15 protein-coding genes are annotated in these 21,849 nt (G+C 38.1%); 7 read left to right on the forward strand and 8 right to left on the reverse strand.

From position 1 onward, the window contains the following. Positions 1-18: 18 nt before the first annotated feature. The 5 genes from GM418_RS10295 (at position 19) to GM418_RS10315 (ending at position 6,794) form a co-directional block, all read left to right on the forward strand. The gene (locus tag GM418_RS10295) at positions 19-2,364 is read left to right on the forward strand and encodes an alpha-L-rhamnosidase-related protein (protein WP_158865748.1); all 2,346 of its coding nucleotides are present in this window, start codon (positions 19-21) and stop codon (positions 2,362-2,364) included. A gap of 108 nt (positions 2,365-2,472) precedes the next feature. Beyond that, positions 2,473-3,984: a hypothetical protein gene (locus GM418_RS10300; protein ID WP_158865750.1), complete on the forward strand. Its 1,512-nt coding sequence runs from the start codon at positions 2,473-2,475 to the stop codon at positions 3,982-3,984. Between the two features lie 23 nt (positions 3,985-4,007). After that, positions 4,008-4,853, forward strand: coding sequence for a polysaccharide deacetylase family protein (locus tag GM418_RS10305; RefSeq protein ID WP_158865752.1), 846 nt, complete (start codon positions 4,008-4,010; stop codon positions 4,851-4,853). Between the two features lie 41 nt (positions 4,854-4,894). Continuing rightward, positions 4,895-6,142, forward strand: coding sequence for a glycoside hydrolase family 172 protein (locus GM418_RS10310; RefSeq protein WP_217447756.1), 1,248 nt, complete (start codon positions 4,895-4,897; stop codon positions 6,140-6,142). Further along, the gene (locus GM418_RS10315; RefSeq protein ID WP_158865753.1) at positions 6,135-6,794 is read left to right on the forward strand and encodes a GDSL-type esterase/lipase family protein; all 660 of its coding nucleotides are present in this window, start codon (positions 6,135-6,137) and stop codon (positions 6,792-6,794) included. Before GM418_RS10310 ends, GM418_RS10315 begins: the two co-directional genes overlap by 8 nt. A 2-nt stretch (positions 6,795-6,796) precedes the next feature. Here GM418_RS10315 and GM418_RS10320 read toward each other — a convergent pair whose 3' ends face one another. Both GM418_RS10320 and GM418_RS10325 read right to left on the reverse strand, forming a co-directional pair. Continuing rightward, positions 6,797-7,756 (reverse strand): hypothetical protein, encoded by a 960-nt coding sequence (locus GM418_RS10320; protein WP_158865755.1) that lies wholly within the window; start codon positions 7,754-7,756, stop codon positions 6,797-6,799. A 107-nt stretch (positions 7,757-7,863) separates the two neighbouring features. After that, positions 7,864-8,490, reverse strand: a complete 627-nt coding sequence (locus tag GM418_RS10325) for a phosphoglycerate mutase family protein (protein WP_158865757.1) — start codon at positions 8,488-8,490, stop codon at positions 7,864-7,866. 143 nt (positions 8,491-8,633) lie between these two features. On the opposite strand from GM418_RS10325, the gene GM418_RS10330 reads away from it, so the two are divergent. After that, positions 8,634-9,755 carry an adenylate/guanylate cyclase domain-containing protein gene (locus GM418_RS10330; RefSeq protein WP_158865760.1) on the forward strand — a complete coding sequence of 374 codons (1,122 nt, stop codon included), beginning with the start codon at positions 8,634-8,636 and terminating at the stop codon, positions 9,753-9,755. A gap of 16 nt (positions 9,756-9,771) precedes the next feature. On the opposite strand, the gene GM418_RS10335 is transcribed toward GM418_RS10330, so the two are convergent. Continuing rightward, positions 9,772-10,611 carry a phosphatase PAP2 family protein gene (locus GM418_RS10335; protein WP_158865762.1) on the reverse strand — a complete coding sequence of 280 codons (840 nt, stop codon included), beginning with the start codon at positions 10,609-10,611 and terminating at the stop codon, positions 9,772-9,774. A gap of 99 nt (positions 10,612-10,710) precedes the next feature. Here GM418_RS10335 and GM418_RS10340 point away from each other — a divergent pair, with 99 nt between their 5' ends. After that, the gene (locus tag GM418_RS10340) at positions 10,711-11,547 is read left to right on the forward strand and encodes a phosphatase PAP2 family protein (protein WP_158865764.1); all 837 of its coding nucleotides are present in this window, start codon (positions 10,711-10,713) and stop codon (positions 11,545-11,547) included. A gap of 2 nt (positions 11,548-11,549) precedes the next feature. Here the strand turns inward: GM418_RS10340 and GM418_RS10345 are convergent, their stop codons facing one another. The 5 genes from GM418_RS10345 to GM418_RS10365 form a co-directional block, all read right to left on the reverse strand. Further along, positions 11,550-13,925 (reverse strand): GAF domain-containing protein, encoded by a 2,376-nt coding sequence (locus tag GM418_RS10345; protein ID WP_158865766.1) that lies wholly within the window; start codon positions 13,923-13,925, stop codon positions 11,550-11,552. A 158-nt stretch (positions 13,926-14,083) separates the two neighbouring features. Continuing rightward, on the reverse strand, positions 14,084-15,946 hold the full coding sequence (locus GM418_RS10350; protein WP_158865768.1) for a pyruvate kinase: 1,863 nt from the start codon (positions 15,944-15,946) through the stop codon (positions 14,084-14,086). A 14-nt stretch (positions 15,947-15,960) separates the two neighbouring features. Then, positions 15,961-17,145 carry a Pycsar system effector family protein gene (locus GM418_RS10355; protein ID WP_158865770.1) on the reverse strand — a complete coding sequence of 395 codons (1,185 nt, stop codon included), beginning with the start codon at positions 17,143-17,145 and terminating at the stop codon, positions 15,961-15,963. A gap of 15 nt (positions 17,146-17,160) precedes the next feature. Beyond that, complete coding sequence (locus tag GM418_RS10360; protein ID WP_158865772.1) at positions 17,161-20,883, reverse strand: BamA/TamA family outer membrane protein; 3,723 nt, start codon at positions 20,881-20,883, stop codon at positions 17,161-17,163. Next, a complete protein-coding gene (locus GM418_RS10365; protein WP_158865774.1) occupies positions 20,870-21,844 on the reverse strand; it encodes an SdiA-regulated domain-containing protein in 975 nt (324 codons plus the stop codon). Before GM418_RS10365 ends, GM418_RS10360 begins: the two co-directional genes overlap by 14 nt. Positions 21,845-21,849: the final 5 nt, after the last annotated feature.

The following is a 21,849-nucleotide window of genomic DNA, read 5'->3' on the forward strand; positions in this document are numbered from 1 at the left end:
CTCACCAACGATAATATTATGAACCAATTACTAAAGCCTGTTTCATTTTTCCTGATCTTGCTGTGGGCACTCAATTCTATGGGTCAAAACGCGCCCTGGGTTTCTTATCCTTCAGCCAACAATACCGGTTACGGAGTTTACCACTTCCGCAAAGCCTTTAATTTGAATAAAGTACCGGAGCAGCTGATTATTCATGTTTCAGCAGATAATCGTTACAATTTATTTGCAAACGGACAGCGTGTTTGTTACGGGCCGGCCAAGGGAGACTTACAAACTTATAAATACGATGTAATTGACATTGCACCGTTTCTAACTGCCGGAAAGAATCAGTTGGCTGCATTGGTTTATAATGGAGGAGCAGATAAACCACTGGCTTTTATTTCGGCGCAAACAGCTTTTATGTTGCGTACTGAAAATGAAGATTTTAATGAATTAAATACCGGCAATGCATGGAAAGTATATAAAAATCCGGCTTACAAGGTAATTTCCTACAATGAAATGATTTTTAAAAATCGCTGGTTTTATGGTTTTTATGCCTGTGGTGGCGGCGATGAGGTTTTTGCGGAAAAATATCCCTGGGGTTGGGAAACGGCTGATTTTGACGACAGAAACTGGTTAGATACTGAACCGCTGGTATTTGAGAAACAGGCTCCCTGGAACCTGGTTCCGAGGAACATTGCTTTTATGGATAATCACATTGAATATCCAGCCTGTATTCGCAAAATCGAAGGAACTGATATTCAAACAGGAAAATGGAACGGGCAATCCAAACTCATTATTCCTGCTAATACAAAAGCTTCTTTTTTAGTTGATTTTGAAACCTTTACCATGGGTTATCCTGAATTAACTGTAAACAATGGAAAAGGTAGTTCCATTCAAATAAAATATGCCGAAGCATTGTATGAAAAAGTAAATATCAAGGCCCACCGCGACTCGGTGAACGGGCTTTCTATGTTTGGTGTTTGGGATATTTTTCACACCGACGGTGGCTTCCGAATTTTTCGTCCGCTGTGGAAACGTGCTTTTCGCTATGTTCAATTTAATGTCGAAACCAAAAGCAAAGCACTGGAAATTGTTTCGTTTCAAAATGAATATTCCGGTTATCCCTACCCCGAAATGGCAACTTTTGAAAGCAACAGCGACAGTTTAAATGAAATTTTTGAAATCAGCAAACGAACATTACGCATGTGTTCCGGCGAAACATATTACGACACACCATTTTATGAACAATTAAGTTACGGCGGCGATAACCGGCCAATTTCGGCCATTTCAACATACAATTCAACCGACGACCGTTTACTGCGCGAAGTACTCCGTTTATATCCGCAATCGGAAAATAAAGAAACAGGCCTGTTTAAATCGGCATATCCTTCCCAATTCGATTTTGATATGGGTGGCTGGTCAATGGCTTGGATTCAAACGTTGCGTGATTACTATTTTATGCGGGGCGACTCGGCATTTGTAAAACAATTTCAAAATAAAATTGAAGGTGTGCTTGAATTCTATCAGCAACATCTTGATGAACGAACCGGGATGATTGGAACGGTTTCCAACCAGAGTTTTATCGACTGGAGCATTACCCAAGGAAGCATTCCCCGTTCAAATGAAAAGAAGGAAATTCAGCAGTCGGCATTGCTTACTCTTTATTATGCCCACACACTCGATTGTGCTGCAGAACTATTCCGTGAATTGGGGTTAAAAGAAAAAGCAAATCACTGGCAGAAGGTTTCCAATAAAATAAAAGTGGCAGTTTACACCAGTTGCCGGGACAATGAAAAACAGTTATTCCGCGATTATGCCGACAAAGAAATTTATTCGCAGCATACTAATATTTTTGCGATCCTTTGCGATGTGGTTCCGCCTTCCCAACAAAAGGATTTGCTAAACCGAATTTTGAGTTTTGATAAATTTGATGAAATGGCCAGTTCCTATTTTTCGTTTTTCCTGTTTAAAGCCATGCAGAAAACCGGGCAGGAAAATTTATTTTTGAGTCATTTGGATTTCTGGTACAACTTCCTTAAACGCGGCCACACCACTTGTGGCGAAACGGGTTTTGCTTCGCACGACCGTTCCGATTGTCATGCGTGGAGTGCTCATCCGGCTTATTTCTTACTAAGTTCGGTTGGTGGAATAAAACCAGCAGACCTTGGTTTCAAAACTGTTAAAATTACACCGCATCTGGGAAATCTGACTTTTCTGAAAGCCGACATGCCTCATCCAAAGGGCCGAATCGAAGTAGAATATGAAAAAAACCGGAAAGGACTAAAAACAAAAATTACCTTACCTCCGGGAATGAAAGGTACTTTTGAATTTAATGGAAAAACAAAAATTTTAAATGAAGGGAAAAATAATTTCAATTTGTAAAAAAGAAGTGATCTAAATTGCTTTTAAATCCAAATTTCAGCTTCGATATATTTCTTAAAATGAGTAAGATATATTTTCTTTAAACATTCAATTCTAAACCTATCTAAAATGAACCGGAAGAAAATCGTCATTACCTTTTTCAGAATAGCTATCGGCTGGCATTTTTTATATGAAGGCCTGGCAAAGTTGTGGATGGGAAACTGGTCGGCAGCGAGTTATCTGACCAATTCAACGGGACCATTTTCCGGCTTTTATAACTGGCTGGGCGGTTCTGAAAGTTTAATGAATATTGTAGACCCTGTAAACATTGCAGGTTTGATTCTTATCGGACTTGGATTGTTCCTGGGCCTGACAATACGTATTTCTTCCATTTCGGGAATCATTTTATTATTGCTTTACTATTTTGCATATCCTCCCTTTGGTGGCTCTATCTTTGGTTCCGCAGAAGGCAACTTGTTTATTGTAAATAAAAATCTTATTGAGGCACTGGCTCTTGTTGTTCTTCTGGTAGTTAAAGAAAAAGGGTATGGAATTTACGCCCTGAAATTTTTTCAAAAGGGAAATAAAAAGTCTGAAACAGTCCCTGAGTCCGAATCTGCTCAAAATTCAAGACGGGAAGCCATTAAAAATCTGGCTACTCTTCCCGCTTTGGGAGTTATTGGTTTTGGTGCATTCAAAGAACATGAAAAATATGGTGTAGATACGCTTTCGGGTGCTACCATTCAGGTAGGAGGTGCAGACATTAGTGAGTTAAAGGGCGAACTTCCGAAAGGAAAAATTGGCGACCACGAAATCAGCCGTTTAATAATCGGAGGAAATCTGATTGGCGGCTGGGCCCATGCCCGCGACCTGATCTATGTTTCCTCACTTTTTCGGGCGTACAACACCGAAGCCAAAATTTTTGAAACGCTGATGCTGGCAGAAAAAGCCGGAGTAAATACCATCAACATTGGTTTTCCCACAAATGAACTGATGCAGAAATACAAAAAAATTACCGGAAGCAAAATTAAAGTGATTTCGCAGGTGGCGCCCGATATGGAAAACAACGACTACTTTGTTAACATCGACAAAGCCATTGATTATGGTGTTGATATTGTTCAGGTTCAGGGCAACTGGTGTGACTGGCTGGTGCGCGACAACCGGATTGATGTAATCGAAAAAATGATGGATCGTATCCGGAGTCAGGGCTATACAGCAGGATTGGCCTCGCACACGGTTGATTCGCTGATTGCCTGCGAAGAACAGGGAATTATACCGGATTATTATATGAAAACCATGCACCACGATAAATACTGGTCGGCCCACCCCATTGAAAACCGGGTTCCTTTTGAGGTAGATGGTAAAAACTATTTGGATCACAACAGGTTTCACAACAATATTTTTTGTCTTTTCCCCGATAAGACAATCGAATTTGTTCAGCGGGCAAAAGTCCCGGTAATGGGTTTTAAGGTGCTGGCAGCAGGAGCAATCACTCCCGAAGATGGTTTTAACTGGGCATTTAAAAACGGAGCAGATTTTATATGTGTGGGAATGCTCGATTTCCAGATAGTAAACAATGTAAATACAACCAACCAAATTCTGAACAGCCTGCAAGGCCGTACAAGAAAATGGTACGGATAAAACAATTTGAAAAACAACATATTATGAAAACTCGAATACTTAGCTTCTTAATCCTTTTTTTATCCATGGGAACAATTGCACAAAATGACAACCAGATTTATCTGCTCATCCGCACCGATGATATTGGCTCTTTTCATGCAGCAAATCTGGCCTGCATTGAAACCTATCAAAACGGAATTGCACAGTCGGTGGAATTGATGGCACCCTGTGCCTGGTTTTTGGAAGCCACAAAAATGTTAAATGAAAATCCGGGATTTGATGTTGGAATCCATTTAACATTAACCAGCGAGTGGAGCAATACCAAGTGGCGACCCCTCACCCCCTGTCCCAGCCTGGTTGATAAAGACGGCTATTTTTTTCCTCAGGTATGGAAGAATAACAATTTCCCGGCTGGCTCATCTATTCAGGAATCGGAGTGGAAGTTGGATGAAATAGAGCAGGAATTACGCGCTCAGATTGAAATTTCGTTAAAACATGTTCCGCATATTTCGCATATAAGCACACACATGGGATTTAATGGCTTAAATCCTCAAATTGCTGCATTGGTTAATAATCTGGCAAAAGAATATCAACTTGATATCAATACGGAGGGCCTTAAACGTTTTTCGGGTTGGAGCCGTAATGATGCATACAACGAACGAATCGACAAATTCTGTGAAAATCTTGAAAAACTTACGCCCGGAAGATATCTATATGTTGAACACCCGGGATACGAAGACGGAGAAATGGAAACCGTTGGCCACAAAGGCTATGAGGATGTTGCTACCGACCGCGAATGGGTAACGCGAGTTCTAACCAGCGACAAAGTAAAAGAAACCATTCAGAAAAAGAATATCAAACTGATAAGTTACAAGGATCTGAAAAATTAGTATTTTTAGAAACAGATATGTAAAATTCTAAACCAACTACTATGAAATCTTCCCTGTTGCATCTGTTTTGTTCTGTTTTTATTTTAATAATCGTTTCTTCCTGCACAACCGAAAAACCGGAAAGTGCAGATGAAATGCTTTTGTCTCCGCTTTTTCGTTACCAGGATTTGGAGCCACGGTGGAACAGTTTTGAAAATCCGACCACTGAAAAAGGGGCTGGAGGAAAGGAAAACAAAGGCGCCAAAGGTCATCCCTACGATAAACTTTTAGCTGGTGAATCAAAAATATTGATGGATATCGAAGGTTCGGGAATTATTACCCGGATGTGGTTTACCATCCAGGATCGCTCGCCGGAAATGTTGCGTTCCATAAAATTGGAGATGTTTTGGGATGGTAACAAAAAGCCGGCTGTTTCTGCTCCTTTTGGCGACTTTTTTGGAAACGGACTGGGAAGAATGGTCGCCCATCAAAACGAACTGTTTGCCAATCCTGAAGGGAGATCGTTTAACTGTTTTATTCCCATGCCTTTTAAAACCGGCGCAAAAATAGTAGTTACCAACGAAGGAAACACAGATTTAAACATGCTCTTTTATGATATCGATTTGGTAAAAACAAAAAGCTGGAATCCTGAAAATCTTTACTTTCATTGTTTCTGGAACCGCGACACGGCAACCACCCCCGGAGTAGATTATGAAATCCTCCCGCAAATTTCCGGGAAAGGCAGATTTTTGGGTGTAAACTTTGGTGTAATGGCCAACCCTGCCTACCAAAAATCATGGTGGGGAGAAGGTGAAGTTAAGATGTATCTGGATGGCGACGGAGAACTTGCAACTCTGGTTGGAACGGGAACTGAAGACTATATTGGCACAGCCTGGGGACAGGGGAAATTTATAAACCGTTACACCGGCTGCCTGGTTGCTGACACAGAGAATGATTTCTGGACTTTTTACCGCTATCACATTCCCGACCCTGTTTTTTTTAAAAATGATATTCGTGTTACAATTCATGCCATGGGCGGCAACCAGAAAGCAAAAGTTATTGAAATGCTGGATGCCGGGGCTCCTCTGATTCCGGTCACCATTCAAAATGCAACTAACTTTGTTCCGCTAATGGACATGGAACAACCGGTGAATTTAAAAAACAACAATCTTATCGATGGCTGGACCAATTTTTACCGTTCCGATGACTGGTCGTCAACGGCCTATTTTTATCTCGACAAACCAGCCAATCAGTTACCTGACTTACAAACTATTAACATACGAACATATAAATTAACAGAGAATGAATAATCGTAAATTTTGCTTTATCCTGTTTTTTCTTTTTTTGGGAGTAGTCGTCTCTAATGCTCAGGATCCCAATCGTTTTAAAACCCAGGTTGATGAACTTTTTAATAAAGAATACAATTTTAGCCCTCACAAAAAATTGGTGGTTTTTGCCGGAAGTTCAAGTATCAGAATGTGGAAAGATGTTCAGGAATACTTCCCCAATTACAATGTAATTAACAATGGTTTTGGTGGTTCACATTTTAGCGACCTTATTTTCTATTACGACAAGCTTATTTTAAAACAAAAACCGGAAATTCTTTTTATCTACGAAGGAGATAATGACATTGCCGGAAACAAAAAACCGGGTCTGGTAAAACGGCAAGCCAAAGAATTGTATAATAAAATACGTGTGGATTTACCCGATACAAAAATCATTTTTATTTCACCCAAGCCAAGTATTGCAAGGGAGAATTTGAAAAAGGAATACATGAAACTGAATACGCGATTAAAGAAATTTTGCGACAGGAAAAAGAACCTTGATTTTGCGGATGTATGGTATCCGGCGATGGATGAAAACGGAGATGTATTTCAGGATATCTTTATTGAAGACGGCTTACACATGAATAAAAAAGGTTACGACATTTGGGGGAAGGTTATTTCTCCATATTTGGAATAAATTCATTTTAAGTATTTCTCTAAAAATCCCTGCGGCGGCGACAAAAATAACGAGACGGAAATAAAAGGTGAACCTGCAAGTTCTGACTCGATGAGGTATTTTTTATCGGGTTTTGGGAATTTCTGATTTGGGATAAAATTGCTTTCAGAAACATTAAAATTCAAATTGTGCGAATAGCCAAATTCGCCTTCAAACCAAATCCATTTTCCTAATTTGTGAGTTATTCCTAAAGAAAAGTTCAGATAGGATTGGCGCAATTGCAAACTGTTAAAGTTCTCTAAAGCCGAATTATTTAAACGAATGGTGTAACTGTTCCCCGATATTTTTGTTTGGGCGTAAACAAATGATTTTTCTGAAAATTTATTCCAAACTTTTATACTCTGGGGCAACATCATTTCCAACGCCATACTATTTCTGAAATTCTTTTTGAATAAATAAATTGGCAGCATAGTTGGCCTGCCCAGGGAATAACCATAATATACTCCAAAACCATGATAGGTATGGCTGTCTTTTTTAAGCCCGTAACCGGCGGCTAACGAAAACTTTGCCAGATTTTTAAAAGAGAAACCCTTATCACTTCTATAAAAATCGCCAGCCAAAAATAAGTTTGAACGTATTATAAAAGAACGATTTCTTGAAAGATGAAAAAAACCGTAAACTCCTCCGCCCAGCGTTTTCAGATTTCTGTCGTTCAAACTCACATACAGAGGGTATGAAAGAGGATTCTGGTCCTCAAAGTAAAACTGTTCATCAGTATATTTAAGGCTTCCTGTCAATTTTAAATCGGATTTGTTTAGTAGCGGAAATTTCAAACTCACACTTGAAATCCTGTTTCCCGATATCTCCGCTGAACCATTTTCTGTTTCTTCAATATTTGAAGAAGAGGCAATAGAATATTGAAAATTTACATCTGTTTTAATTTCAAATATTTTCGAAGGCAACCTGTTATCAAACAAAGGCATCCATTCGTATTTTGATTGAGGCTGCTGAGAAAAGCAAACAAGGGAAAGCAAAAAGAATAAATATGTTAATATTATTTTCACTCGTAAGAAACGAACGATTTATCATATTATTTTTTCAGAATCGTTGCTCCAAGGTTTTTTTTCCCGTTATTTTGTAGTTTTTCCCAGTTCCTTTTTTGAAGTTCTTTTGCAATGTTTCTGTTTAAAAAACCATGCGTTATCATAACTACCTGTCTGTTGTAGTTTAACCTTTGTTCTATAAAATCGGCAATTTGTTTCACTCTCATTTCAGCTTCCCTGTACGACTCATTGTGTTCTTTATTCGTTCCTAAAAACCAAAAAGCGCGTGAAATACCAGTCCATGCCTTGTAGGGAAGAATCAATGGCAGGCGTAATATATGTAAATCAAATTCATCCAGAAAAGGAGAAGAAAGAATAGTAGCTGAATCTCCAAAAAGAATCCATCCGGTGGAAATGGAGCGAATCAGATTGCTTACATAGATAGTATCTGTTTTTAAATCAGGCAATTCATTCAAAATTCTATCTGTATCAAAAGAGACAATAGCAGCAGAGTTGTAAGCCTTACTCAATTGCGCTGCTTTTTTATGCCCAATCCATCCTTTTGTATCCAAATCTACTTTTGCGTGCCGTATTAAAATTACCTCCTGGCAAAAAGCAAAGTTGACCAAACAGATAGTGTAAATGAGAAGAGCTGTTTTTGTAATTGTTTTCAATTTTTATTCTGTTTTCTGAACCTGAAAAATACAAATTCAATTTTTCAAACTGTTATCATTTATTAATATTTTCTTATTAACGAAAAAAAGAAAACGATTTCCATTATTTTTGAAAAATAAACAGGCTCTTATAACCTTGCAGAATGAGTTTAAAACCTAAATTAAATATTGGCCCAAAATTAAAATACAAATTAGGATTCCTTCTTTTTTCACTTGTTTATTGGAATATAGTCGTTCGTATTGCTATTTTGTTGCGGATGCTGGGAACTCCAACCGATGATTTTAGAGAAGTTTTCTCTAAAGGAATGAGCTTCTTTGTTGACGAAGTAGCCGCTTCTTCAATAATTATTTCGTTGTTTGCCCTATTCACCTGGACCACATTCTATTTTATTTATCCTAAAATCATCGATAAATTTCAATTACGAAAACTCACCATATTTGTTATCTTTTTTGATATTATAATTTTCTTTTTTATCGGTGTTTTGCTCGGGATTGTGCATTATAACGTTGATAAAGACTATGTATTTTGGGATTCACTTTCAAAGTTGAATAAATTTTTGTTTAACTCAACAACTTTATTTTTTCTTATTGTAATTCTGATAGCAAGTTATGTTTATCAGTTGATTTACACGATAGTTCATCAAAATAGTGGCAGCCCCATTGCAAAAATAATGATGGGATATTATCAGAAACCAAGAGAAGAAAATCTTATATTTCTATTTCTCGATTTGCAGTCGTCCACAAAATTTGCAGAAATACTCGGGCACGAAAATTACAGCTATTTTATACAGGATTGCTTCCGTTTTCTAACCAATCCTATTATTGTCAGCAGAGGAAGGGTTTATCAGTTTGTTGGCGACGAAGTAGTGGTTACCTGGAACGCAAATAAGCCGGAAAGTTGTAAACGTGCAGTCGATTTCTTTTATCTTTTTGAAGAAGAGCTGGAAAAACAAAAAGAATATTTTGAAAAGAAGTATGGCCTGATGCCTGTGTTTACAGCCTCCATTAATACAGGGAAAGTGATGGCTACCGAGGTTGGTGAAATAAAAAAGGAAATTGCATTTCATGGCGATGTTTTAAATACTGCAGCGCGAATTCAGAAACAGTGTAAAAGATACCGAAAGAATATCCTGGTTACACGCGACTTCGCATCACAACTGATAAGTGCCAAAACTGAATACAGGCTAAACTATGTTGATATTGTCAAATTTCTGGGTAAAGACAGAATTGTAAAAATATACGAGGTGTGCAGAGAACAACAGTAAAAAATGTAAAAATTTATCACTTCAGCGTATACAGCAGTCTAACCCCGATTCCCGAATCATAAATGCTTACCGGATATATCTTCAAGGGATATTTCTTCTTATGAAATTCCGGCACAAGAATGCCGGTAGCCGCTCCAACGGCAAAACCAGTAATAATATCAGACGGGAAGTGTTTTGCACCTTTATAACGTAAATACCCTGTAAATGCAGGAGGGACACAAGCCAAAGCGTAAAACAGCTTTTTATGTTTTGCTTCCGGGTGCAAATCGTAGTATACTTTCACCATAAAAAAAGTTGAGGCCGCAACTACCGACGCGTGTCCGCTAAAAAAAGAATTGGTGGTATTTTCTCCCAACTTTTTTTCCATGCTTACATCAGGGTTGTACATAAAAGGCCTCAGGCGTGGAATCGGAATTGATGCCGCCAAATAGACCGTGGCATTTATGGCCTGTGTTTCAACATGCAAAAGCGCAAAATCATACCAAATATCTCTTACTTTCGGGTCAATATACATCAGGAGTGGCGACCACATCCCGGCCCGCAAAAAATAATCGGAGATGTTAAGTGCTTTTTCCCCTTTCTCCGGATCAATCCGGGCGGAACTTCGGTCAAACCACCAAACATCATCGGGTGTAAAAGAAACAATTCGTTCAATGTTTTTGGGTTCTCTGTCTCTGAGATAATCTGTTCCGTATTTGCTTGCAAGTAATCCACCTACCGATATGGGGACATCCAGGTAATAATTCATTTTGTAGGGATTATAACGCGTTTTCGTACTGTCTCTTTGCCCGGAAACCATAGATCCTGTAAGAAACAGCAACAAAAAAATGAATAAACTTGCTTTTTTTGTACTCATACAAAGCTAAATTAAAGAAGTTGGATCAAAACAAAAAAGAATATTCCACGCTTAGTGCTATTTCATCTCTGTTTTTTTATTTTTACTTAAAGTGAAATTATGAAACGGTGTCAAACTTTAATTATTCTTTTTTTTACTTTCTTTTTTTTAAAAAGTATAAATACAGCTGGCCAATCCGGGAAAGATTCCACTGTTTATAAAATAAACAGAAAAATTGAAGCTCCGGTAACGATAGGTTTGTTTGGCGCATCTTTTTTAGGATTTGAATATTTAAGAAACAAACCCAGGCTGGAATATAGTGAAGTTATTCAGTTAAGTGCGGATGATATCTGGTGGTTTGACCGGCCGGCAACCAGGCAAAGTGTATCTTTTCGCCACCGGGCTCATGATATTTCTGACTTTTTCCTAAACAGTTCAGTTATTTTGCCTGGTTTACTTGCATTGGATCAAAAAATCAGAAATGACTGGCTGGATCTGTTAATTTTATATGGCGAATCTCACGCTATAAACACCGATTTTTATCTTTTAACTGCAAGCTCTGTTCTTCGGACACGACCATTTAATTATAACCCGGATGTACCGGTAGAAGATAAACTGGCCAGCGAAACCCGAAATTCATTCTTTAGCGGACATGTTTCTACTGCAGCAACGGCTTCTTTTTTTATGGCAAAAGTGTATTCCGACTATCATCCGGAAATTGGAAATAAAAAATACCTGCTATTTGCAGCTGCTGTTATTCCACCGGCCCTGGTTGGTTATTACCGTTTTAAAGCAATGAAACATTTTCCTACCGACATATTAACGGGCTTTGTTGTTGGCGCATCAGCCGGTATTTTAATTCCGGAATTACATCGTATTCAAAGAAAAAATCCCAAATTATCGCTCATTCCGTTTACCGGGAACTATAATGGGTTGAGATTAAGCTACGTGTTTTAGAATCAGATTTGAATTCTATCGACTGATATTTCAGGTCTCTTTTTGATTCCCAGCAGAGAGTTATTTTCAAAATTTACTTCAATTCGAAGCGCTCTTAAACCAGAGGCTCCGGTTAAATCTTCCAATTCAAAGTTTTCTACATTTTGGGTAATCAATCCCAATGAAATCAAATAGTCGATATATTTTTTGTACTCGGTAATCTCATCGGCATGTGAGTATATTATCGCAATTTTTCCCACTTCAGTTATTCTTTCCTTTGTAGCTTTTATCAGTGCCTTGTCGATTCGCTTTTTTGTAATCTCGTAACGAATATTGTAGGCGCCGGCAACATCAAACTTTTTCTCATCTTGCCTGAACGCAATACTTAATGGTTGCGAATGAACGAGAATAAGCTGTGTGATATCAAGCTTTACCGGGAGTTCCGACTGCAGCTTTCTGATTTCCTGTGCTATTCTAACTTTTAACAACAGCTGCCACAATCGAATATTTTTTAAATAAATACCATTGTATTTCAGTTTCTTAACCAACGACTGTCCGATGTAGGCATTGTATTCTACGCCGTCGGTACTGTATTTTTCAAAATAATGAGGAAAAATTTTCTGAGCGTCAATTTGTTCATCATCAATTATTTTTCCAATTACTTTATTTATTGAGGTTAAGCTGTCTTCAAATTCTTTTCTTTTTTTATAAAGAACACCATTTTCGGTATCAATCTTTTGAAGATAATCATTTACAGGTTTTTCCATTTCCTGAAATCTGTCTTTCAGGAGTTTAAAAGCCGGTTCAACTTCATTTTTCAGGAATTCGATAATAACAAACTCATCGCCTGCCTTTAATCCGTTTTTTACAGTTGAGATGAAATTTCTTATCTCGAAATGGATGGCATCTAAAAATGGCATTTCATTTACAAGTTTGCCGTATTCAATAATTTCCCGGGCATATTCGAGTTGTTCCAAAAAATCGGACTGGATGGCTTTGTTTCTTTCGGTTGTTGAACTGTGGATATCAGAGGCGCCAAAAATTGGAATGATGTTGTCAAAAACCACGGGCTCAATTCCGGTCGATAATTTTTCGGTTGAATTTTCATTCATCAGGGTTACAACAGCCTCCCTGAAACGCCACTCCACCGAGGGATGAATAGCGGTAAAATGTTGTTGAATAATCGCACTCTCTCTGTCTTTACATTCATTTTTTGAACGTTTAAGCGCCACAGCAAATACCGGAAAGAGTTCCTTTAACCGGCTTACTTTTACCATGTCTAGTTCTCCCTTGTTTTCCGATGCAAATTCCAGCATGCCAACTGTTTCTCCGTCTAACACCAGGGGAACAATTACATGACTTCGAATTCCGTGATTTAGAAATTCAGCAACAACTCTGTCATTTTCTGCTTCATTAAAATCGTTGGTTATAACAATCTTTTTCTCCAACATCGCCTGTTCGTAAAATGTACCGGAATATTCGCGACAGGAAAGTTTCGAACGATCGATTAACGTTTTCCAAATCAATGATTTATTTATTGTGGAATCAAATTGATCGATAGCTGCCAATCCAATCTTTAAATTTGGCATTTCAATTAAAGCCCGAATGTGATTCTGAATCAGTTCAAACCCTTCGTTTGTGAGAATAGTTTTATTATCAAGTAGATTGGATTTCAATTCAGAAACAACAAAATCGTAAGTGCTTTTTGTAAATGAAAAATGTACAAACCCTTTAAATTCAAAACTTTCCAATGGAAGAGTCTCCCTCCAGTAGCTTAAATCAGCAATATTGTCCAAAAGTTTTTTTAATTGCTCATCAGTAAGTCTTTTCAACTTCCCAACCGTACCAACACGCAAATATTTATAATTAAAGTTCTTTCTAAAATATTGAACTCTTTGATTTTGTTCGTTGGTCAATTTAAAATCCAGGGGAATATTAAAGTCTGTTTTATAATTGTAAATCTGTTCCAGAATTATCAAATATGCAAAGTAAATTTTAATAAGCTGCTTTTCTTCTAAGTCATGGTTTTTTGCAATTTCAAGTTTATATTCATCTTTATTCGTAATGGCTCTTAATTGTTCTGTTGAAAAGAAGGTAGTTTTGTGAAAAGGAACAGTTGCACCTTCCATTGCTGTATTGCTGGTTAGCGGATTGATAACAAAAGCCATCATTTGCTCCACCAGATCTTTGTTTTTCTCCAGCAGAGAAAGATCATTTATTTGAGTTTTTATTTCAGGAATGTTGTCGAGACCAGCCAAAAGCTTACTGGCTGATTCAAAAAGCGGATGTTTTCCATTTAATACGATTTGCTCCAACTCTTCAATAAGGAACTCAAAGCTTAATGAGGTTTTTATAACGGTGTCATTTACATTACGATTTATCTTTTTCTGTGTTTTCATGCCCTTCTACTGTAATGTATATTTATCTTTTAATTTGTAGGAATAAAACACCAATCCTGCAAAATAAGTTCAATCAGTTATTTGATAGCGAAGTTTTTACAGACAAGCTGATGCTGCAAAGGTTAAGTTCGCTATGATAAAATGGAAAGCTATCTGAGCTAAATATCAAACTTGGCATGCGAAAGATGCAGATTCTCCGCATCTTCCAGCCTGGGCAAAACGGTTTCTTTCTTTTTTTGAAAATGTTGCATACGTCGTAAAATACGGTCGAGCATTTTTACTGCTTTTTCAATATATGCACCTTTATTCAGCATCACGCATTCGGCACGCTGAGCCAAAGCAGCATCCGTAATTTCTGCCCGGGAAGGTACACCTTTTTTTGCCAGATTCTCCAGCACCTGTGTTGCCCAAACATCGGGGACATGTGCAGCTTCGCAAATTCGTAGAATCTCTTCCTGAATGCTTGCAAAATTCTTCCATCCTGTTTCAATCGCCAAATCTCCACGGGCTATCATTACTCCAATTGGGAAAGTTTGCATGGCGCGAAGCAAAATCCGCGGCAGATTGGTGAATCCTTTCTGGGTTTCGATTTTTAAAATGATACCAATAGAACTTTCATAACTTTCCAGCTCATCCAGCAATTCCTGTACATCGTTTTCATTATTTACAAACGAAAAATTCACTGTGTCGGCATACTGAGCCACAAATTCCAAATCCATTTTGTCCTTTGGAGTTAATCCACTTACATTCAAATTACTGTGTGGAAGATTTATGCCTTTGTCCGCTTTTAACTTACTTCCTGTGTCTTTTGCATAAGTTATCCTAATGTTCAGTTCGTCTCTGTTAACATTTTCAATAACTCCCTCAATTTTTCCATCATCAAAAAATATCGGTTCTTCAACCCTGACATCGCTAAAAATTTCGGGCAAAGTGCATGAAATATGAGCAAGCTGAATTAATTTTCCTTTTTCGTCGTACTGTGCCGGTTCTCCCTGATTCGTATTTTTGGTTAAAATAAGCGTATCATTGATTTTGAGCGGAATATACTGCTCAATCGGTAATAATTCTCCAACTGTGTCTTTGGCTTTTTCTGATTTATCAGGACCAAAAAGTTGAAGTTCAGTGCCGGTAGAAACATAAGCAGAAGTAAAACAAAATCCTTCACGACCATTTCCTTTTCTTCCGCCAACTGTTATATCGACCTTTTTATTTCGGGTATCATTTAAGCGGATAATATCTCCTCTTTTTATTTCTCTGAACCACTCTTCCTTTACGGGGATATGAATTGAAATATCATCAGGCAGTAAAAAATCAGGCGGGGCAATCCAAATTCTGGCAGGATTAATCACATTACCGGAAACATCTTTTTCAGGTTTTATATGAACGATTTTGGGGCCCGGTTTTATAGAGCCGGTTCGTAATTTTGGCCCGCCCAAATCCATCATTATTTTGCAGCTTTTTAGCTGCTTCTCACTAATAGTTCTTACATTTTGAATTATTTTCCCCCAGGTCTCTTTGTTATCGTGGGCACAATTAATACGGGCGCTGTTCATCCCCGACTTTAAGAGCCGGCTAACAAAGTCTCCGTCTTCGGCAGCTGTTTCAGGGAGTGTGACCATAATACGGGTTCTACGTCTTTTCGATTTGTACCCAAACATCAGTTTTGTATTCCTCGCCAGAATTTTTTCGCTTTTTTTAAATGAAATAATTCCCTTTCGTCTTTCAGGAGTTGCCTGTCCCAGCAACTGGTTCAGAATTGAACTCATGGAAAGCAAACTTTTTAACACATGCGCTTCAATATGAGATAAACTTGTTAATCCCAAATCGCGCAAATGCTCCTGTAACTCGTCGATATCGAAACTGCGAAAAGCCAGATAATGAACAAGATTGAGCGCACTTTTGCGGTATACCGGGTGAACATTTTGAATTTCGTCACGGTATTCGTCCTCCATTTCCCTCACCTTATCAATAATGAGGTCAATTTTTCCCTTTACAAAAAGAAGCCTGTCTGTTTGGATCATCGTTGTTTTACGTGTTAAATATTAACAAAAGCCAACACAAATGTCAAAACCGAAATCACAATTCCAACCATAAAAACATTGTAGGCAATCCTTAACAGTTTGTACTTTTTTGCCAGCACTTTGCCCAAAAAATACTGGTCTTTAATCATCGTGGAATACAAATGCTCATCATTCTTCATTAATTCTTCAATTCCCCATTCATATTCTTCCAGAGTCATGTTGTAAAAATTTCCAAAAAACAGCAGGTTAACTTTATTCTTTTTTATGTCTTCTTTGTTAAAAGTACCCGAAGAAATATTTGGCCGGGTAGAAAGAATAGCAAAAATGATAGTGGTTAAAGCAAAAAGTAAAAATACAAGCGTTGGTAAAATCAGATTTGGAATTTCTTCAAAACGGGTAACCAAAACAGTCATAATAATTGAAATCATGATTGCATTAACCGAAATAAGAATGTTCGACTTATTATCGGCAATAGAACTCAGGTTAATTTGATTGCGGGCAGTTAACCTGAACATGGATTCGACACCACGGGAATATCCCTTACTTTTTTTCCCTTTTTTTGCTTTTTCAAGCAGTTCCTGTTCTTTTTTCTGTTCAAGCATATATTTTAGTTTTTCAATTCTTTCAAGGTTTTTTTGCTTTTTGGGAGCCAGTTCTTTTTTGGCAAAATCAGTGTGATACGAATATTTCTGGAAAAACTCTGCTGATTTTTCATAGAACTTTCTCTTACTGACTTTTTTGTATGAATGGTTTTTCCATTCCTGTCTCATTTTTTCAATCCGGTCAAAATAATCTTCTTCGGTTAAGTGGGAGAGGTCTGCATCGCAAATTACTTTTTCCATTAAGGTTTCTGGCTGCGCCTCTATTTGGGTGGAGAGAATGCAGTTTTTTACCATCTCGATCCGGGTTTGGCCGACTCCTTTTGAACGAAGAAAATCCTCTGCTTTTTCAGCCCCTACTCTTTCATGATTTTTAATGTCAATGGCGTATCCAATGTCGTGAAACCAGGCTGCTATTTTTACCAAAAGTATTTCCTCTTCACTCAAACCGACATTTTTGCCGATATATTCAGCTTTCTCAACCACATACTTTGTATGCTCCAGGTTATGAAAAGTAAATTTTTCTGGAAGATTTTCCTCCAGAAATTGCTTGATAAATGTTCCCGCTTCGTTTACCAGTTGTGTATTTATGTTACTCATTGTAAAACAATTATTTTAAAACAAATAACTAAGAGTAAAATCAATTAAGTTATCTTCTTTCGATTTTCCGTAGGTTATTGTAACTGCTGCGGCGTTAAATGGAGAGATCCAAAATCCGCCCCCATATCCCTGATGCCATTTATTTGAGTTTTCGCCATCCGTCCAAACTCTGCCAATATCGTTAAACAACAGCATCCCTGCCTGTCCGTTAAAAAGATAACTATGAATATTCTTTAGTTTCACTCTGAATTCTGTGTTCTGATAAAACGATTGATCGCCGGCAAACCGGTTACTCCTGAACCCCCTGAGATTGGCTTTTCGTCCCAAAAAGTTGGAGTGAAAAAATTCATAATCTCCCACATTTGTGGCGCCTCCAAAACGAAATGCAAAAACAAACCTCGGATCTTTTTGAAAACTAAGGTACAAACTCAAATCCGACTGTAGCTTCATAAAATTCTTTCCTTCGCTTTTTAAATTATGATACCCGCCTACCTCATTTTTCCAGTAAATACCCCGTTGCGGTATCGTTTCATCGTCTCTGGTATCGATTGTAAAGTTGGCATTTATTCCCGTAAAATGATGGGCGTTGTAAGCCGATTCCGGAATTACCCCGGGATAAAGTTGCCCGACAAATCTTTTGGTTGTATCAGTTACATCGAAATATTGATAAAATGCCCCTACAGAATAACTAATTGACTTGTTAACCTGGTGATACAAAGCAGGATTCAGCCAGCCATAAATATAGCGCACCCGATAAAAGCGCTTGCTATCTGTTATTTTTTGTGTCTCATTGCCGGGACCGTAATAATTATCTACGCTTCTTGGAATACTTATGTTTGCATCCATTGTGAAATCAAAAATTTGCGACACAGATGTAACCAATCCTTTGTAAGCTAATTCAAATGCACCAGTCAGGAAGGCTACTTTTCCCGTAAACTGATGAAAACTTGAATCTCTGAAGTTATAATTTTTTACACTTACACCACTACCTAAAAATACTCCATCATCGATGTTATAGCCACCAGTTATCAGAGGCATTGTTTTGTCAAACTTAAATTGTTTCCGGTTGTAGTTGTCGATACTTTTTTTGCTGCTTAAATGCATCCGGGTTTCGCTGCCTGGTTTTAGCTTGTTTTTTTTGTCTTTTCGCTCATAAACAATGGTTTTTCTGCTTAGCCCCTTTACAATGGATTTGTCTTTTACCTTGTCTTTATCCCGACCTCCGATAATTCTGATTTTTATTCCTTTTTCGGCCTCACCGCTCAATTCAAACTCATCCTCGTCTTTTAAACCGTAAAGTCTGATTTCCCTTGTTTCATCGGGCAGAAAAGTTCTTTCATACAGTTTTTCCTTTACTTTTCCTTTTTTGTCGCTCAAAGCAAAAACTTCCACTTTTGTATTGCCGTTTTTTTGTCGTTCCACCTGAAACAAATCACGTTCATCTGTTCCAACTACATCAACTTCTTTTGATAAAAAGCGATAAAACTCACCGGCGTATTTTGGGAGTAAATCTCTCCTTGATTTTAGTTTCTCTTCAATTTCTTTTCCCGATTTGGCATAAATCCCGGGGGGCAGTTCAAAGATGGCTTTGTGAATAACAGAATCAGTAATACCGGTTTTAATGTCTTCCGCAATATCGATCCAGTTTTGCAAATCCGGTTCTGAAAGAAAAGCACGGTCGAAATAGCGGGAATTAAATCCAAGCCCAACTACATTCTTGATAGTTGAATCGAAACCCTGGAATTTTGGAACCACCCATTTCCGGGAAGCAACCCACATTAGCGGGCCTTCATTTACAAAATATACCTGGTCGCGATCGCGGGGAATCGGTTTGTAAATTTTAACTCCGTCCTCGTTAAAAGTAGCCCATCGCCACTGGTCATCGTGCCTGTCCCAGTCGTTGAGAAGAATATCCAGCAAACGGGCACGTAAAACAGCTTTTTGATCTACCATGTGGTCATGTTTGTCATTGGTTTTTTTGATTGTTTCGGCAGTGTTTACAATGTCTTTTGAATAGCCAAAACTTTGAATGTCTTTTCTGCTTCCAGCAGGCCTTTCTTCAAAAAGAAAAATGTCATTGGCAATGTCTTTTCTGTATATTCCCAGCCTTGGATCATCAGGAACCCACACCAATTTTGGGTTTGTATGCATCACTCCCGCCGCGTCGGCTAATCGGGGAACCGTGATAGCGGCATAAGGATGCGAAGCCGAAATACCATCCTGTACCACATCGACGGCGATAGTATTTTGCATTTCTTCTGATAAAGCCTTTTCAACAAATTTGTTTGCCGAGCGCAAAACGTATTGTTTCCCGTCTTTATCTTCCAGTCTTACAGAACGGGTTTGCTGGCCTCCGCCTCTTTTTATAATTGATAAGCCGCCTTTTTCTGTTTCGATATCAAACACCGGAAAGCCGACTGCTGTGCTCCACACGTCGCGGTAATTTTCACCCATCAGAAAACGCTGGATTTTTCCGATCTGGTATAAATCAGTTAACTTTTCATGCACAATGCTATCGGTAAAGTCGATATCTTGAAATGTTGCTTCTTTCTTCTCTGAACTGAACAACGGTTTAGAAAACAACTTTTTATTAAAGAGTAATTTTTCGGAACCATTATTTTGGGGACTAAAAAACTGCAACCAAACGTCGCCATTTTTATAAAAAGACAGTTGGGCGAAACCCACGGATTGAGCAGCAAAATCTGCTTCTTTTTCCCGTTCAGCAATAAAAGTTCCTTCACCGCCTCCGCCGCTTACAATATGGTGCAAGCTGTCTGCCTGAAAATACTGTAAATTGTGTTCGTGCCCCGCTGCATAAATTACATTCGGATATTTTTCAAGAATCTCAAGCAGGTTTTGTTTAAATGATTTATAATCCAGATTGGCCAAATCCTGGGGGTCTCCAAAATATTTCCGGTGACCGGTGTAAATAAATCCGGGTAGTGGAATATACAACGGGGGCTTTGCTTCCATAAACGGAAAAATATTCATCAGAAAAGGGAAATAACCACCGTGATTACCCACGCTAAACAAAGGATGATGCGTAGCAAAAACTATTTTTTTATCTGTATTTCTGCGAATTGCATCTTCAATCTGAATGTACAAATCGTTTTCATCTTCGATGTCACAATCATCGTCTAATTCAGGCTTCTCAAATTGCTGAAACCACCATTGCGAGTTAACAACAATTAGGGTAATATCTTCTGTTAATTCAATTTCAACAGGTCCGGGGCAGCCTTCATCCGGCAGATATGTATTCCCACGTTCAAGAAAACCTTCAATAAATTCTTCCTGCTGAATAACCGATTCCCAGCCTTCTTCGCCACCATTCGCCCAATCATGGTTTCCCGATAAAAACACAATTTCTCCCGGATATTCTTTTATCCGGTTTAAAATTGCTTCGTGCCGGCGAAGCGATTCCTCAAAACCGGGCTCCTCTTTGTCAGTTAATCCCCGCGGGTAAACAATATCTCCAAGAACAACCAATGCACTCTTTTCACCTTCCTTTTCCAACTTATTTTTTAACAGTTCGAGATTTTTGTTTTCAATCGGATGTTTTAAATCTCCAATTAAAAAAATGGAATACAGCTTTGTTTCCGGAGGTTCTGTTATTTCCCCGGGCCATTCCTTGTTTTCTGCTGAGTAAAAAATTTTTTGTGCCACCGCAGCCTGCTGCAATAACACAAAAAGTAAAAAGGTGAAGATTGTAATATATTGTTTTCTTTTATTGCTCATCATTTGTAAGAGGTTGGTTTCTCATTGTAAAAACAGAAATTCGTCCACTGGTTTCTTTGCCTTCATTCGAAATATAAAGTGTGCCATCGGGGCTAAAGCATATTCCTTCCGGCTGAGGATGAATTTTTGCTTCCAACTGGACAATACACTGTAATTCCTTTTCGGAAGAATATATCATCAGCAGATTTCCTACCGAAGCTAAAATATAAATATCGCCGGTGACGGGATGAATAGCTATTGCTGAAGGCTGAAATGTAAGGTCGCCTTTGGCATCGTCCAGATAAGCAAGCAATTCAACACCCCATTTGGTAATGGTGTTGTAATTTTTAAGGTCCTTTATAAAATCAAGCCGGATGACCAGAAAAGGATCTAAATCGAGCAGATTTGTTTTGATATCGTATTGGTAAATCGCCTTCTGGTTTTTTCCGCTTTTATCATCCACAAAAGGGTGGCCTTTGCAGGCAATCAGCAGTTGTTTTGAGGGTGGGTAATAACACAGCCCTTCAGCATCGTTCTTTTTGGTAAGAATGGTTGGATATTTTTCAACATCATCTTCATTTTCATTCAGGTAATTGTTCACCTTGTATAATGTGCCATTGCTTTTTAATACCCAGGCGTCATTCTTCACAATCTCGATGGCTTCATAATCGCCATCATCTCCAAAATCAATTTTACGCTCTACATCGCCGGTTAGCAAATTAAAAATATAGATATTCCCTTTTTCATCCTGAATGCAGGCCAGCCGGTATTTGTCAATGTAACTCAATCCCGAAATCTCGTTCAGCTTTTTAGGAAGTTTCCATGTTTTGTTGGGACGATTCAAAATATAAGGAAGTGTATAGGACTTATTTTTGAATAATTCGTTTTCCTTTAACTCCTGTGCATTTGAAACACCGTAACTTATTAAGAATATAAGTAATATTACATTTTTAAAAAGCTGCATTCTTACCTTAAATGTATTCATAAAGT

Source organism: Maribellus comscasis (assembly GCF_009762775.1).
Lineage (GTDB): Bacteria > Bacteroidota > Bacteroidia > Bacteroidales > Prolixibacteraceae > Draconibacterium > Draconibacterium comscasis.

Excerpts from the sequence above, each read along its gene's own strand:
- GM418_RS10295 (WP_158865748.1), top strand. The coding sequence starts at position 19 with ATGAACCAATTACTAAAGCCTGTTTCATTTTTCCTGATCTTGCTGTGG.
- GM418_RS10300 (WP_158865750.1), top strand. The coding sequence starts at position 2,473 with ATGAACCGGAAGAAAATCGTCATTACCTTTTTCAGAATAGCTATCGGC.
- GM418_RS10305 (WP_158865752.1), top strand. The coding sequence starts at position 4,008 with ATGAAAACTCGAATACTTAGCTTCTTAATCCTTTTTTTATCCATGGGA.
- GM418_RS10310 (WP_217447756.1), top strand. The coding sequence starts at position 4,895 with ATGAAATCTTCCCTGTTGCATCTGTTTTGTTCTGTTTTTATTTTAATA.
- GM418_RS10315 (WP_158865753.1), top strand. The coding sequence starts at position 6,135 with ATGAATAATCGTAAATTTTGCTTTATCCTGTTTTTTCTTTTTTTGGGA.
- GM418_RS10320 (WP_158865755.1), bottom strand. The coding sequence starts at position 7,756 with ATGCCTTTGTTTGATAACAGGTTGCCTTCGAAAATATTTGAAATTAAA.
- GM418_RS10330 (WP_158865760.1), top strand. The coding sequence starts at position 8,634 with ATGAGTTTAAAACCTAAATTAAATATTGGCCCAAAATTAAAATACAAA.
- GM418_RS10335 (WP_158865762.1), bottom strand. The coding sequence starts at position 10,611 with ATGAGTACAAAAAAAGCAAGTTTATTCATTTTTTTGTTGCTGTTTCTT.
- GM418_RS10340 (WP_158865764.1), top strand. The coding sequence starts at position 10,711 with ATGAAACGGTGTCAAACTTTAATTATTCTTTTTTTTACTTTCTTTTTT.
- GM418_RS10345 (WP_158865766.1), bottom strand. The coding sequence starts at position 13,925 with ATGAAAACACAGAAAAAGATAAATCGTAATGTAAATGACACCGTTATA.
- GM418_RS10350 (WP_158865768.1), bottom strand. The coding sequence starts at position 15,946 with ATGATCCAAACAGACAGGCTTCTTTTTGTAAAGGGAAAAATTGACCTC.
- GM418_RS10355 (WP_158865770.1), bottom strand. The coding sequence starts at position 17,145 with ATGAGTAACATAAATACACAACTGGTAAACGAAGCGGGAACATTTATC.
- GM418_RS10360 (WP_158865772.1), bottom strand. The coding sequence starts at position 20,883 with ATGATGAGCAATAAAAGAAAACAATATATTACAATCTTCACCTTTTTA.
- GM418_RS10365 (WP_158865774.1), bottom strand. The coding sequence starts at position 21,844 with ATGAATACATTTAAGGTAAGAATGCAGCTTTTTAAAAATGTAATATTA.